Genomic DNA, 14,105 nt, shown 5'->3' with positions numbered 1-14,105 from the left:
CTCCCGCACGCCCTCGCGCCGTGGCATCTGCGCTCCCCGAGGGTGCCATCGTCAACGGCTCTTCAGGGAGGCCTCGTTCGAGGTGGTGACCGCACCTGGATCAGTGGAACGCTGCGGCGCCGCGGAGCCTTCCGCGGGCTCGGACCTCGTCAGCCACAGGCCGGTGAACACGGCGGTGGCCAACGTGATGGCGCCGGCGGCGAGGAAGGCGCTGTCGAGGCCGGTCTCGAAGGAGGCGCGGCCGGACTGCCGGGTGCGGACGATGGCTCCGAGCACCGCCACGCCGAGCACCGCACCGAGCTGCCGGGTCGTGCTGCTGATGCCCGAGGCGAGGCCACCTTCCTGCGGGCTGACTGCCTGGATGGCGGCTCCTGTCAGCGGGGACAGGGCCAGTGCGAAGCCGATGCCGACGAGTCCCAGCCGCCACCACACGTTCCCGTAGCCGGTATCGGCGTGCACCGTGCCGAGCGCCAGCAGTCCCAGGCCGGCCAGGGCCAGGCCGGTGGTGACCACGACGCGGAAGCCGTACCGGGCGGCAAGTCGGCCCGCGTACGGGCTGACGATCACCATGGCGAGGGACACCGGCAGGGTCTGCAGGCCGGCGCGCAGGATGCTGCTGCCCTGGACGTACACGAAGAACTGGGAGAAGAAGAACGACGAGCCCATGAGCGCGAACCCCACCACGGTCATGGCGGTGTTGGACACGGTGAACAGCCGCTGCCGGAACAGCCGCAGCGGCAGCATCGGAGCAGAACGACGGGCTTCGACGGCGACGAAGGCGCCGAGGAGGACCGCTGCGGCGGCGAAGCTTCCCAGGATGACCGGTGAGGTCCAGCCGCGGGCACCACCCTCGATCAGCCCGTAGGTCAGTACCCCTACCGCCAGAACAGACAGCGCCGTGCCCGGGATGTCGATCGCGGAGGCGCTCGGATTGCGGGACTCGTCGAGGTGACGCAGGCCGACCAGCAGCAGGACCAGGCCGATGGGCAGATTGACCAGGAAGATGGCGGGCCAACCGAAGGCTTCCGTCAGCACGCCGCCGGCCACGGGGCCTGCGGCCAGACCGATTCCGCTGAATCCGGCCCACAGCCCGATCGCCTTGACGCGTTCTTGCGGCACGGGACAGGCGGCGGCGAGCAGGGCGAGTGAGGCAGGGCTCAGCGCCGCGGCCCCGATGCCCTGCAGCACCCGGCCGACGAGCAGCCAGCCGACCGAGGGCGCGAGGCTGCACAGCAGCGACGCGGCGGTGAACACCGCCACGCCGGTCAGGTACACCCGCTTGCGGCCGAACCGGTCGGCGAAGACCCCGCCGGTCAGCAGCAGCATGGCGACCAGCAGTACGTACGCGTCGACGATCCATTGCAGACCGGTCAACTGCGTGTGCAGCCGGTGCTGCATATCGGGCAGCGCCGCTCCGACGATCGTGTTGTCGAGCAGGACCATGAACTGGCCCAGGCAGGTCACCGCGAGCAGCACGGCCCGGTTCGATCGACTGCCTACGGTCGCATGCGATGCGGCCACGGGATCCCCCTCAATCGTCAGTTCGCCCGGTCGAGGCCGACGCGGGTGGCGATACAGCTGAGCGCACTAAAGCAGTCCTCGACTGCGTTAGGTGACTATAAGGAGGGCCGCCACACAAACGCAAGTCGTGGCTGCGTTAAGGTGAGGGTGTGAATGAGCGACAGCGAACCCGGCGGCCTGGCGGGCGCAGCGCCCGCGTCGGCGCGCAGGTGCACCAGGCCGTCACCGACCTGATCAGTGAGCGCGGCTACGGCAACTTCACCGTGGGCGAGGTCGCAGCCCGCGCGGGTGTAGCCGACAGCAGCATCTACCGCCGGTGGGGGAGCCTGGAAGCCCTGCTCACCGACGTGGCGCTCACCCGCCTCAATGCGCAGTCGCCGATGCCGGACACCGGGAGCCTCGCCGGCGATCTGCGCACTTACGCGGCCCAGGTGGCCCGCGAGATCACCGGACCCGACGGTCCGGCGGTACTGCACCTGGCCGTCGCCCTGTCGAGCAGCGGTCAGCAGGGCATGCAGGCCGGTGCCGACCTCCGCGCCGAACGCACCCGGCAACTGCAGGCCATGCTCGACCGCGCCCGCGACCGTGGCGAGCACCCACCCGACGCGTTCGACGTGCTGGACCACATCCTGGCCCCGATGTACATCCGCGTCCTGTTCGGCATGGTCCCGCTCACCCCGGACTACGTCGACGGGCTGGTCGACCGATTGCTGTGAGCGCGACCCGGTTCCCGCGATCAGCTCTCGGGCGTGCTGCCGAGGCTCCGCGAGGTGCTCGCCGGTACGCGGCCCGGTTCTCCGGCGTACCCCGCATTCACTCCACCCTGGCTGCCGCCGTCTCCGGCAGCCCCAGGTGCTCGCCCCGGAACCGCGCCCGCAGCGCGCGGTCGTGGGTGACCAGCACGATCGCCCCCGGGTATCCGGTCAATGCCTCCTCCAGTTCCTCGACCAGCGCCGGTGACAGGTGGTTCGTCGGCTCGTCGAGCAGCAGGAGGTCGGCGGGGTCCGAGACCAGTCGGGCCAGATCCACGCGGCGACGCTGACCGTACGACAGCTCGCCCATGCGCAGCCGCAGTTCCGCGGGGCGGAAGAGGCCGAGGGCGAGCAGGGCGTCGGCGTGCTCGCCGGCGGAGCCCACGCGGCCCAGCCCGAACGCCTCCGCCACCGTCAGGTCCGGCGGCCACGGCGTCTCGTCCTGGCGCAGATGGCCCACCCGGCCGGGCACCCGCACCGAGCCCTCGTCCGGCCGCAGCTCACCGGCGAGCAGCTTCAGCAGCGTCGTCTTGCCGGCTCCGTTCGGGCCGGTGACCAGAAGCCTGCCGTTGCGGCCGAGGGTGAGGGAGCGCAGGCGCAGACGGTTTCCCGCCCGTACGTCCGACAGCTGGGCGACGGGAAGCTCCCCGGAGTCGGCTTCGGTGCCTCCTCCCCCGCCGGCCCTCGTCGTCGCCATGCGCGCCGTGAAGGCCAGCGGGTCCGGCGGCGGTGCCACCGGGCTCGCGGTCAGCCGCTCGACCCGCTCACGGGCGTTGCGGATGCGGGCCATCGCGCCGTGCGCCCGGCCGCGGGCCCGGAAGCCGCCGTGTCCGAAGTTGGCCAGCGGCGCCTTGCGGGGGATGGTGCCGAGGCGGGCGGCGTGGCCGGCGGCCAGCCGCTCGTTGCGCGCCAGTTCGGACCGCCACACCTCGTGCTCCTGGAGCCGGCGGCGGCGCTCCGCCGCCTTCGCCGTACGGTAGCCGGTGTAGCCGTCGCCGTAGCGGGTGACCTTTCCCCCTTCGGCCTCCAGGACCGTGGTGGTCAGGCGTTCCAGGAAGACGCGGTCGTGGGTGACCGCGAGCACCGTGCCGTGGTGCGCCCGCAGCTGCGTCTCCAGCCACTCCACGGCCTGATCGTCCAGGTCGTTGGTCGGCTCGTCCAGAAGGAGCAGCTCGGGGCGGCCGGCGAGGACGCCGGCCAGGGCGAGACGGGAGCGCTCGCCGCCGGAGAGGGTGCCGAGTCGTCGCTCACGGGAAAGAGCCGGCAGGCCGAGGTGGTGCAGCGCGATGTCCACCCGGTGGTCGGCGTCGTAGCCGCCCCGGGCCTCGTAGCGTCCGAGGAGCAGGCCGTACGCGGCGAGCGCAGCCGGGTCCTGACCGTCACCGAGCGCCCGCTCGGCCCGGCGCAGCTCGGCCTCCAGAGCACGCAGGTCCGCAAGGGCCAGGTCGACGGCGTCCTGGACGGTGGCGGTCGGGGGCAGGGGGATGGTCTGGGGCAGGTGACCGACGCCGCCGGCGGCGGTCACGGTCACCTCGCCGCTGTCCGGGCGCTCCTGACCTGCGACCAGCCGGAGGAGCGTGGATTTGCCTGCGCCGTTGTCACCGATCAGCCCGGCTTTCTCACCCGGCTTCAGCGTGAAGGAGACCTGGTCCAGAACAGTGCGGCCGGGGTAGCGCTTGGTGACGTGGCTGAGCGTGAGTTGTGAGGTGTGCAAGATCAGTTCCCTCCTGGCCGCGCGGGGTCGAGCCCGGGCCGGATCGGGGTGGACGGCTGCACGGCGGGGCGCGGCGACGGCGGAGCGCTGCTCTACGCGGTCGGCACCGGTGATCTCACAGGGAACCCATGAGCAGGACGGTACGCCGCGACGCACGGATTGGCAAGACGAAACGTCTCGCTTCGTTGGCCGCGTGGCGCGGGCTCCCATGACGGCGACTCCCCCACCTGGTCACCCCGGGCCGTCCGAGCGACTCCGCGCACCAGGCGTCGTCAGTCGCCGTCCTGGACGACTCCGCGCGTCGAGAGCGTGACGGGGTCGCCGGTGGTGAAGTCGCCCGGAGGGATACCCGGGTGGTGGCCGCCGGTCGGGGGCGGGGACTGGTCGCGCGCGGCGAGGGTGAGCCGGGAGACGATGCGGTAGCGGTCGCCGCGGTAGAGGGAGTGGACGTACTCGACGGGGCGCCCCTGCGTGTCGCTGGTCAGGCGCTCGAAGAGCAGGGCCGGGGAGAGTTCGGGCACGTCGAGCAGGTCGGCCTCGGCACGGGTGACCACGGTGGGCTCGATGGACTGCACGGCTTCGCTGACCCGGACGGCGTGCCGCTCGGCGAAGTGCTCGTACAGGTCGCCCTGCTCCAGTTCCTCACTGGTCAGGTCGGAGACGAGGCCGGCCGGGACGTGCAGGTACTCGATGGCCATCGGCGAGCCGTCGACCAGCCGCAGCCGCGCCACGTAGTGGATCGGCGCCGCCGGTGACATGCGCAGCTTGCGGCCCACCCGGGCGCCGGCGGGGAGGGTGCGGACCTCCAGGAGCCGGCTGGTCCAGGCGCCGGCGGGCCGCGGGAGGCTGAACGCCCGCCGGTCCGAGACCAGTTCCTGGGTGATCTTCTCGGCAGCGACGAACATGCCACGTCCGTGCTCGCGCACCAGGAGTCCGGCGACCACCAGTTCGTCCACGGCGGCGCGCAGCGTGGGGCGGGACACGCCCAGTTCGGCGCAGAGAGCGCGCTCCGAGGGGATCGCGTCCCCCGGGCTCCGCTCCTCGATCAGCTCCAGGATCGCGTCGCGGACGCGCTCGCGCTTGAGCACCGCACCGGAGGCGGCGGCGTCGATCTCCATGCGGTACTCCCGTGACAGGTCTGCTGGTCAGCCGACCTTACCTGTCCACCTCGTCGTGATCCAGCCATCCGAGACGGGCAAGGGCGGCCAAAACCCGTTCACGCACGAGGGGTTGACGCCCCCATTGGTCTATGCCACCTTCAACCAACGCTCACTGGTAAGTCCAGTGCTCCTTACTGGTCAAGTTGGATGCTTCGCCCTCGCTCCTGCTCCGCTCGCAGGCTCGCCAGAACCCAGCTCTGCCGGATCTCAGCTCCTGACGGCTTTCGAGATCTCCCAGATTCCAGCTCTCCCAGAGGTGAACCGTGAAGTACCGCTCGCTCGCCGTGCTCTCCACGCTGGTGCTCTGCGCCGGCCTCGCCGGCTGTTCGTCGCCCGGCGATTCCTCCGACGACGCCGGGGGCGGCAGGACCGCCCTGGACGTGTGGCTCATGCGCGACAGCGTCTCGGCCGGCTTTCAGCAGGAGTTCGAGACGGGCTTCGAGAAGGCCCACCCGGACATCGACGTCAAGATCCAGGTCCAGGAGTGGGAGGGCATCGGCGAGAAGGTCACCGCCGCCCTGGCCAGCAACGACGCCCCCGACGTCATCGAGGTCGGCAACACCCAGGTCGCCCAGTACGCCCAGAGCGGCGGCCTCACCGACTTCTCCGACCGCGTGGCCGAACTCGGCGGCGGCGACTGGATCAAGGGCCTCGCGGAACCCGGCCGCTACGACGGCAAGCAGTACGGCATCCCCTACTACGCCGCCAACCGGGTCGTCATCTACCGCACCGACCTGTTCGAGAAGGCCGGGGTGAACGCCGCCGAGATCAAGACCCGCGACCAGTGGCTGGAGGCCGGTCGCAAGCTCGACAAGGGCGGCGCCCAGGGCATCTACCTGCCGGGACAGAACTGGTACGTCTTCTCCGGCTTCGTCTGGGACGAGGGCGGCGACCTGGCCGTCGAGTCGGGCGGGAAGTGGAAGGGCGGCCTGGACAGCCCCGAGGCCCTGCGGGCGATGGACTTCTACCAGCGCCTCCAGTCCCTCGGCAAGGGCCCCAAGGACTCGGACGAGGCACAGCCGCCGCAGGCGGAGGTGATGGCGAAGGAGCGGATCGCGCAGATCATCGCCGTCCCCGGCGGCGCGAAGGTGATCGAGGAGAAGAACCCCGGACTGAAGGGAAAGCTGGGCTTCTTCCCGATCCCCGGCAAGACCGCCGACCGGCCGGGTGCCGTCTTCACCGGCGGTTCCGACCTGATCGTTCCGGCTGCCGCGAAGCACCAGGAGGAGGCGTTCACCTTCCTGCGGGAACTGGCCGGGGACGCCTGGCAGAAGAAGCTCGCGGTCTCCATGAGCTACGTGCCGAACAAGACCACGTTGGCGAGCGCCGTCTCCGGAGATCCGGGCACCGCGGCGATGGCGGCGGGCGCCGCGAACGGACACGCCACGCCCAACACCCCCGAGTGGGCGGCGGTCGAGGCCAAGAACCCGATCAAGGAGTACATGACGGCCGTCCTCACCGGCAAGGACGCCTCGGCCGAGGCGTCGAAGGCGTCCGCGACGATCACCGACACCCTCAACAGCGGCTCCTGACCGGCCCCGAACCGTGCGAGGAACGACATCCCGAGGACCAGGAGGCGCCGTGTCGACCGTCCGTGAGCGGAGCGCGCCGCGCAGAGCCGGCCACCGCCCTTCACCGCCGGCCTCGCATCATCCGGGCGGCCGGCGGGTCGGGGCGGACCGGGCAGCACTCTGGCCGTACCTGCTGATCGCGCCCGCGGTGCTGGGCATGCTCTACCTGCTGCTCTATCCGCTCGCCCGCGCCGTGCTCATCTCCTTCCAGGACTTCAGGCTGCGCCAACTGATCCTCGGCGACGCCGAGTTCGTGGGACTGAGCAACTACCGGACGCTGCTCGGCGACCCGCAGTTCTGGGAGGTGGTGCGCCGCACCTTCGTGTTCATGGCCGTCAGCGTGGTCACGATCATGGTGCTGTCCACGCTGGTCGCACTGATGACGGAGCGGCTGGGCAGGGTGGCCAGAACGGTGGTCCTCAGCTCGCTCGTGCTGGTGTGGGCCGTGCCCGTGGTCGCGGCCACCACCGTGTTCCAGTGGTTGTTCCATTCCGAGTTCGGCATCGTCAACGAGACCCTCACCCGGCTCGGTCTCGACTCCTACGAGAGCTACCCCTGGTTCGCGAACGGTACGGCCGCGTTCGCCATCGTGGTGGTCCTGATCGTCTGGCAGTCGGTGCCGTTCGCCGCCATCACGCTGTACTCGGCACTGATCACGGTGCCGGCCGAGCTGTACGAGTCGGCGCGGATGGACGGCGCGGGGGTCACCCGCCTCTTCCGTTCCGTCACCTTCCCGCTGATCCGGCCGATCTTCATGCTCGTCCTGTCCCTCGAAGTGATCTGGACGTTCAAGGCGTTCGTGCAGATCTGGGTGATGACCCGGGGCGGGCCGGGCGGGGCCACCACCATCCTGCCGGTGTACGCCGTACAGACCGCGCTGGCCGGCCAGCGCTACGACCTGGGCTCGGCCGCGTCGATGATCACGCTCCTGCTGATGAGCGGCGTCCTCGTCCTCTACTTCCGTCAGCTCTTCCGTCAGGAGGGTGAGCAGCTGTGAGCGTCTCGCACCCCCCGGTACGCCGCAGGCCGGGACGCCGCGCGCTGCGCCGCCTCCCGCTCAACACGGCCGCCGCGTTCACCGTCGTCGTCTGTCTGTTCCCCGTGTACTGGATGGTCACGACCGCGTTCAAGCCGTCCACGGACATCCAGTCGTACGACCCGCAAGTCGTCCCCCGCACCTGGACGTTGGCCCACTTCGAGAAGGCGGTCGGTGCGGACGGTTTCGCGCTGTTCTGGCGCAACAGCGTCCTGGTGACCCTCAGTGCGGTGCTGCTGGCCCTGGTGGTCGCCCTCGGTGCCGCCTACGCGGTGGCCCGTATGCGCTGGCGCGGACGCAGGCAGTTCATGCTGGCGGTGTTCATCGCGCAGATGGCGCCCTGGGAGTCGTTGATCATCCCGATCTACATCATCTCCCGGGACACCGGCATGCTCGACCGGCTGCCCACGCTGACGCTGATCTACTTCATGATCACACTGCCGTTCACGGTGGTGGTGCTGCGCGGCTTCATCGCGGGCATCCCGCCGGAGCTCGAGGAGGCGGCGCAGGTCGACGGGTGCACCCGGGCGGGCGCCTTCCGCAAGGTCGCGTTCCCGCTGCTGGCCCCGGGGCTGATGGCGACCTCGTTGTTCGGCTTCATCACGGCCTGGAACGAGTTCACCTACGCCAACTTCCTCATCATCAAGCAGCAGGACAGCCGCACCCTGCCGGTCTGGCTCTCCTCGTTCCAGTCGACCTTCGGCACCGACTGGGGGGCCACGATGGCGGCCTCCACCCTGTTCGCTCTGCCTGCGCTGATCATCTTCCTCGTCCTGCAACGGCACGTGACCGCCGGACTGGCCTCGGGAGGCGTCAAAGGCTGACCGCGCACATCCGCGATCCGACCCGCCGCCCCTCGTCGCCCGCCCGCCGTGCACCGCCGATCACCGGAGCCGCCCCGTGGAAGTGCCACGCCCCGAACTGGCCCTCGTCCCCCGCCCCCGCCGCCTGTCCACCCGCTCGGGCCGCTTCCGCCTCGACGCCACGACCCGGCTGCGGGTCACCCCGGGAGCCGGACCGGCCGCGGCCCTGCTGCGCACCCTGCTCGCCCCGGCCACCGGACTGCGCCTGGAGACCTCCCCCGACGGCACGTTCGTCCTCGCCCTCGACGCCGCGCTGAGCGGCCTGGGCGACGAGGGGTACGGCCTGACGGTGAGCCCGCAGGGGGTCCTGCTGCGCGCCGCCCGCCCCGCCGGGCTGCTCCGCGGTGTGCAGACGGTACGGCAGCTGCTGCCGTACGAGGCCCTGTCCGGGCGGCCGATACGCGGGGTGGTGTGGGACCTGCCCGCCGTGGAGATCACCGACGTGCCCCGCCACTCCTGGCGCGGTTCCCATCTCGACGTGGCCCGGCACTTCCAGCCTGTGTCCTATCTGCGGCGCCACATCGACCTGATGGCCCTGCACAAACTGAACGTCTTCCACCTCCACCTCACCGACGACCAGGGCTGGCGGATGCCGGTGGCCGCCCACCCGAAACTCACCGAGGTCGGCGGCCGGCGGGCGGAGTCGATGGTCGGCCCGGCCGGCGGCGACCGCTTCGACGGGGTGCCGCACGGCGGCGCGTACACCAGACAGGAGCTGCGGGGGCTGGTCGCCTACGCGGCCGAGCGCGGCGTGACGGTGATGCCGGAGACCGGGGTTCCGGGACATGTCCGTGCCGCTCTGGCCGCCTACCCCGAGCTGGGCACCGACCCGGGCCGCAGGCTCGACGTGTGGACCGAGTGGGGGGTGTGCGAGAACGTCCTCGGCACCGGCGACCACGTCCTGGACTTCTTCCGCACCGTCCTGGACGAGGTGATGGACGTCTTCGACTCGCCGTACGTGCACATCGGTGGCGACGAGTGCCCCACCACCGAGTGGGAGCGCAGCCCGGCGGCGCGGGCGCGGGCCGCGCGCGAGGGGCTGCCGGGGCCGCGGTCGCTGCACTCCTGGTTCATCGGCCGCATGTCCGAACACCTGGTGCGCGCGGGCCGCCGACCGGTGGTCTGGGCCGAGACCGGCGTCCCGCTGCCCCTGGAATGCACGGTGATGAGCTGGCGGGACCCGGGAGGCGCCCGCGCGGCGGCCCGGCGCGGCCACCAGGCCGTGCAGGCCGACCACCGCGCCACCTACTTCGACTACGCGCGCGGCCCCGGGCCCGGCGAACCGCGCGCGCAGCCCGGCGTGATCGTCGACCTGCGCGCGGCGTACGACGTCGACCTCGCGCCGCCGGCGCCGGAACCGGAAGTCGCCTCTCGACTCCTGGGCGCCCAGGGCCAGTTGTGGACGGAGTTCGTGTCGACGCCCGAACACATCGAGTACCTCCTCTACCCCCGGCTGTGCGCGCTCGCCGAGCGGGTCTGGGGCGGAACGTCGGGCCGAGGGGACTTCACCGCCCGGCTCGCGGGGCACCGGGCCCGCCTGGACGCCCTGAACGTCCCGCACGACGTGCCACCGGCCCGCCTGCCGGTGCCGCCGCACGTGGGTGGTGTCCGCTGAGCGCGCCTCTCCCGCTGTCGTTTCCCCCACGCCCCGCACCACCCGCCGACGCTTCCGCGCCCGCGGAAGTCCTGCCGAAAGGAAACCGGATGAGAACCCGATCCACCGCCGGCCGCGCCCGTCCGGCGCTCGCCCTGGCCGCCCTCCTGGGCTGCGGCGCCCTGACCGCGCTCCCCGCCCAGGCAGCGCAGGCCGCCGACGGCCTCAGCGTGCAGTACCGCACCAGCGCGAGCGGGGCCACCGCGGACCAGACGGAGCCCTGGCTCAAGGTCCGCAACACCGGCTCCTCCGCCGTGCAGCTCAGCCAGGTGAAGATCCGCTACTACTTCAAGGCGGACTCGCCGAGCGCCTCGTACCGCTTCGCCTGCTCCTGGGCGGTCAAGGGGTGCTCGGTCATCACCGGCACGTTCGGCACCCTCAGCAACCCGACCGCGACGGCCGACCGCTACCTGGAGATCGGCTTCACCACGGCAGCCGGTTCCCTGGCGCCCGGCGCGGACACCGGGGACATGCAGCTGCGCTTCTACCAGAGCAACTGGCAGACCCTGCGCCAGAGCGACGACTACTCCTTCAACGGCGCCCAGACCTCGTACGCGAACTGGGCCAAGGTCACCGCACAGCTGGGCGGCACCACCGTCTGGGGTACGGCGCCGGAGGGCAACGACCCCACGGACCCGACCGATCCGACCGACCCGCCCGGCGACGGGAAGACCCTGTTCGACGACTTCGACTACAGCTCGCACAGCGACCCCGCGATCTCCGCGCACGGCTGGAGCGTGCGCTCCAACCCCGGCGGCCCCGGAGTGCCGGGTGCCACCTGGGACCCGTCCAAGGTCACCTTCGCGTCCTCGAACGGCAACTCGGTGATGAACATGGAGACCTCCACGGCGGGCACCGGCGCGTCCACCACGCACACCGAGGTCCTCACCAAGGACATGAAGTTCAAGAACGGCACCTATGCGGCCCGAGTGAAGTTCTCGGACACCCCCAGGTCGGGGCCGGACGGGGACCATCTGGTGCAGACGTTCTTCACCATCAACGACCTCAAGGCCCCGATGGCCGACGACTACGCCGAGTACGACTTCGAGTACCTGCCGAACGGCGGGTGGGGTGAGCCGTCGAACATCCTGTACACGACGTCCTGGGAGACCTACAACCCCGAGCCCTGGCAGGCCGTCAACCAGCACTCGGAGGCTCGCACCAGCTACGCCGGCTGGCACGACCTGGTGGTCACCATCGACGACAGCGCCATCACGTACTACGTGGACGGGCAGCTCTTCGGCACGCATGACGCGCAGTACCTGCCCGAGCGGCCGATGTCGATCAACTTCAACCAGTGGCTCATCGACCTGAACGGCCAGACGTCGACGACCCCGCGCGCCTACGACCAGCAGGTCGACTACGTCCTGCACGTCAAGGACCAGGTACTGACCCCGGCCCAGGTGGCGGCGAAGGTCGCCGGGTACCGCAGTGCCGGTACGTCGTTCGTGGACGAGGTCCCCGCCTCCTGATCCACCCCGGCGGGGACGGCCGGAACAGCCGCTCCTCCCGAGCGGACGCGGGCCGTCCCCGCCGGCTTCAGCCGCCCACCCCAGGATTCACCGACCGCGTCAGCGACATCGTCCCGCTCAGAGGCCACCAGTGGGCGTCGGCTGTCGGTCACCGATGTCCGGGCCCCGCCGAGCGCAGTTGATCCAGTTCGCCGCTGATCGCATCCCGCAGCTCGCCGTGTTGCGGACCGAGCCTGAACTGCTCGTCACTCCAGCGTTCACGCGGATGGAGCCACACCGGTTTGCTCACCACATCGGCCGGCTCCCATTCGTACCGCGGCCAGACATGCGCATGCAGGAACGGGTCCGTATTGCCGAGGATCTCCAGATTGACCCGGCGGAAGGCCGGGTCCAGCCGCCGACAGGCACGCTCGACCGCCTCGCCGAGCTGGTCCATGTCAGACAGGAACGACAGCCGCTTCGCCCTCGGCAGGTCCGACAACCGCGGTACATCCGGCTCGTCCACGAGCAGAACCGAGTAGCCAGGCAGGAACTGAACGTCCCCGATCACGGCGAACCCCGCTGTCAGCCGTCGCAACACCGTCGGGTTGTCGCCCCTCAGCGCAGTCCCGATCCGGTCCGTCCGCCAGTCACCAGTCACGGTCGGAACCTACCTTCCGGGGATCCACGTTCCGTGGCGGCTGCTAGGTTCAGCCGTCATGCATCCACAGGTGTTCGACATGCGCTTCCGTGAACGAGGGCGACGCGCCCGGGCCTTGGGGCTCGGTCTGCTGGCCGTGGCGACTGTGCTGTGGGTGTGGTGCGGCGTGCTGCTCGCCACCTCCTACGAGGTGGAACCCGAGCACGCGCGCCGTCCCGTCGAGTGCGAGTCCCGTCTCTTCACCGACGAGGGGACCGCCAACAACGGACGGACCGAGGATCCCTGCGGCGACGAACGGGACTGGCCCGAGGCGCTGGCCGTGCTCGGTCTGTCGGTGCCCCTGTCCGTAGCGGGCGCGGTGCTTGTCACCTACGGGCTCCTGGGTGTGCGGGTGAGCGAGCACGCGGCCGAACTGGCCCGTCTGCAGGAACTCGCCGCACGCGAGAAGGGGGAAGCGGACGCGTAATCGGGGGCCAGGAACCTTCGGCACGCCGACCGGCGCTCTTCCTCGTCCGGGCCGGCTCCTGGAGCAAGGCGGCCCCGGGCTGCCGTGACACCACATGCACCCCAGGGCCGCCGGCACTACGGCTTCACGTACTGCCAGACGAGCCAGCCGAGCGCCTTCTGCCCGGTGGCGTTGGGGTGGAACGACTCGACCTGCCGGGAGAGAGGGCGGATGCCGTTGACCCACGCCGGGTCGCCGCAACTCTCATGGTTGGTGAACGAGGCCGCAGGGTCGACGAAGTCGTAGCCGTGTGCCCTCGCCTTGGAGGCGAGCACCGCATTGAGGGTGTCGGCGGCACGGCGCAGTGCCTGGTGGGTGCTGTCCGGCCAGGCCCCGTCGGCGAAGCACAGGGGGGTCGACTCTGCCTGGACGACGTGCGGGTAGCCCACCACGACCACCTGGGTGCCGGCGCCCTTGCGCTTGTCGATCCTGTCGAAGAGCTTCTCGATCCTGTCGGGAAGGATGTCCCGGTACTTCCTGGTGACCGTGTTGATCCGCTCGTTGCACGCACCGGTCCGCGGCGGGTTCCAGAGATAGCAGAACCTCAGGGGATCGGAGAAGCCGAAGTCGTTCGAACCGGCCTGCACGGTCACGAGATCGGTGGCCCTGGTGACCGCCGTCGCCTGCGCCTTCACCGCGGTGCTGCTCGCCCCGCAGAAGGACCTGTCGACCAGGGTCGCGCCGAGTGCCTTCGCGACACGGTTCGGGTAGGAGAGCGTCGAGTTCGGAACCCTGATCCCGGCCTCTTCGTCGAGATAGCAGTTGGAGGATTCCGCGTCCGGTGAACCGGCCCCGATGCCGGCTGCCACCGAGTCACCCAGCGCCACGTACCTGAGGGCCTCGGCCTCCGTCCCTGCCGCCGCAGCCGGAGCCGTCAGAGCGGCCGACACCAAGAGGGCCACGAGGCCGAGGACGGCCCGCCCGCCGATAGCTGATCTCGCCACTACTGATCCTTTCCTTGTGACCAATTCGCCAGTGACGACACAGGTTTGCCAGCCGCCGCAGCAGAGGGGCAACAGCCTGTTCCTGTCCCGGACAGTCCTGATGCTGTCCGGCCTGGTCAGTGCTGCTTGTCCGGACTCGTCGTCCGGCGCCTTGGCCGCTGCCGGTTCCGCCGCTTCGGGAAGCCGGACCGTCGCGAAGTGAGACCGGGTCGGCGACTGCCGGGCCGCCTCTCCCACGGGAATTCGGGACGCCGCTGTCGAGGTTCCGTGGTC

General features: G+C 70.7%; 11 protein-coding genes and 1 pseudogene. 7 read left to right on the top strand and 5 right to left on the bottom strand.

The annotated features are described in order from the left end of the window. Window positions 1-51: 51 nt before the first annotated feature. On the bottom strand, window positions 52-1,521 hold the full coding sequence (locus IEZ05_RS25520) for an MFS transporter (protein ID WP_229869852.1): 1,470 nt from the start codon (window positions 1,519-1,521) through the stop codon (window positions 52-54). Window positions 1,522-1,670: 149 nt separating this feature from the next. Here IEZ05_RS25520 and IEZ05_RS25515 point away from each other — a divergent pair, with 149 nt between their 5' ends. Beyond that, a complete protein-coding gene (locus tag IEZ05_RS25515) occupies window positions 1,671-2,237 on the top strand; it encodes a TetR/AcrR family transcriptional regulator (RefSeq protein WP_189232593.1) in 567 nt (188 codons plus the stop codon). A gap of 97 nt (window positions 2,238-2,334) precedes the next feature. Here the strand turns inward: IEZ05_RS25515 and IEZ05_RS25510 are convergent, their stop codons facing one another. Beyond that, a complete protein-coding gene (locus IEZ05_RS25510; RefSeq protein WP_189232592.1) occupies window positions 2,335-3,987 on the bottom strand; it encodes a TlrC/CarA/OleB/SrmB family ABC-F type ribosomal protection protein in 1,653 nt (550 codons plus the stop codon). Window positions 3,988-4,259: 272 nt separating this feature from the next. Then, window positions 4,260-5,105: a GntR family transcriptional regulator gene (locus IEZ05_RS25505; RefSeq protein ID WP_189232591.1), complete on the bottom strand. Its 846-nt coding sequence runs from the start codon at window positions 5,103-5,105 to the stop codon at window positions 4,260-4,262. Between the two features lie 305 nt (window positions 5,106-5,410). On the opposite strand from IEZ05_RS25505, the gene IEZ05_RS25500 reads away from it, so the two are divergent. The 5 genes and pseudogenes from IEZ05_RS25500 to IEZ05_RS25480 all read left to right on the top strand — a co-directional run bounded on the left by IEZ05_RS25500 (window position 5,411) and on the right by IEZ05_RS25480 (window position 11,743). Next, the gene (locus IEZ05_RS25500) at window positions 5,411-6,679 is read left to right on the top strand and encodes an extracellular solute-binding protein (RefSeq protein ID WP_189232590.1); all 1,269 of its coding nucleotides are present in this window, start codon (window positions 5,411-5,413) and stop codon (window positions 6,677-6,679) included. A gap of 49 nt (window positions 6,680-6,728) precedes the next feature. Continuing rightward, window positions 6,729-7,715: a carbohydrate ABC transporter permease gene (locus tag IEZ05_RS25495; protein WP_189232589.1), complete on the top strand. Its 987-nt coding sequence runs from the start codon at window positions 6,729-6,731 to the stop codon at window positions 7,713-7,715. Beyond that, the gene (locus IEZ05_RS25490) at window positions 7,712-8,578 is read left to right on the top strand and encodes a carbohydrate ABC transporter permease (protein ID WP_189232588.1); all 867 of its coding nucleotides are present in this window, start codon (window positions 7,712-7,714) and stop codon (window positions 8,576-8,578) included. Before IEZ05_RS25495 ends, IEZ05_RS25490 begins: the two co-directional genes overlap by 4 nt. Window positions 8,579-8,654: 76 nt before the next feature. Then, window positions 8,655-10,325, top strand: a pseudogene (locus tag IEZ05_RS25485) (beta-N-acetylhexosaminidase). Beyond that, the gene (locus tag IEZ05_RS25480; RefSeq protein ID WP_189232586.1) at window positions 10,322-11,743 is read left to right on the top strand and encodes a cellulose binding domain-containing protein; all 1,422 of its coding nucleotides are present in this window, start codon (window positions 10,322-10,324) and stop codon (window positions 11,741-11,743) included. Before IEZ05_RS25485 ends, IEZ05_RS25480 begins: the two are co-directional and overlap by 4 nt. A 148-nt stretch (window positions 11,744-11,891) precedes the next feature. On the opposite strand, the gene IEZ05_RS25475 is transcribed toward IEZ05_RS25480, so the two are convergent. After that, on the bottom strand, window positions 11,892-12,383 hold the full coding sequence (locus IEZ05_RS25475; protein ID WP_189232585.1) for an HIT family protein: 492 nt from the start codon (window positions 12,381-12,383) through the stop codon (window positions 11,892-11,894). 58 nt (window positions 12,384-12,441) lie between these two features. On the opposite strand from IEZ05_RS25475, the gene IEZ05_RS25470 reads away from it, so the two are divergent. Next, entirely contained in the window at window positions 12,442-12,849 is a 408-nt protein-coding gene (locus IEZ05_RS25470; RefSeq protein WP_189232584.1) for a hypothetical protein, read from the top strand. A gap of 116 nt (window positions 12,850-12,965) precedes the next feature. Here the strand turns inward: IEZ05_RS25470 and IEZ05_RS25465 are convergent, their stop codons facing one another. Next, window positions 12,966-13,832: an SGNH/GDSL hydrolase family protein gene (locus IEZ05_RS25465; protein ID WP_189232583.1), complete on the bottom strand. Its 867-nt coding sequence runs from the start codon at window positions 13,830-13,832 to the stop codon at window positions 12,966-12,968. Window positions 13,833-14,105 lie beyond the last annotated feature (273 nt).

Source organism: Streptomyces flaveolus (assembly GCF_014648815.1).
Taxonomy (GTDB): Bacteria; Actinomycetota; Actinomycetes; order Streptomycetales; family Streptomycetaceae; genus Streptomyces; species Streptomyces flaveolus.
The sequence above is the reverse complement of the archived record's forward strand: the minus strand, read 5'-3'. Positions and strand labels throughout refer to the sequence as shown.

Bases quoted from the DNA above. Each gene is read 5' to 3' on its own strand.
- IEZ05_RS25480 (WP_189232586.1), top strand. From the start codon at position 10,322: ATGAGAACCCGATCCACCGCCGGCCGCGCCCGTCCGGCGCTCGCCCTG.
- IEZ05_RS25505 (WP_189232591.1), bottom strand. From the start codon at position 5,105: ATGGAGATCGACGCCGCCGCCTCCGGTGCGGTGCTCAAGCGCGAGCGC.
- IEZ05_RS25470 (WP_189232584.1), top strand. From the start codon at position 12,442: ATGCATCCACAGGTGTTCGACATGCGCTTCCGTGAACGAGGGCGACGC.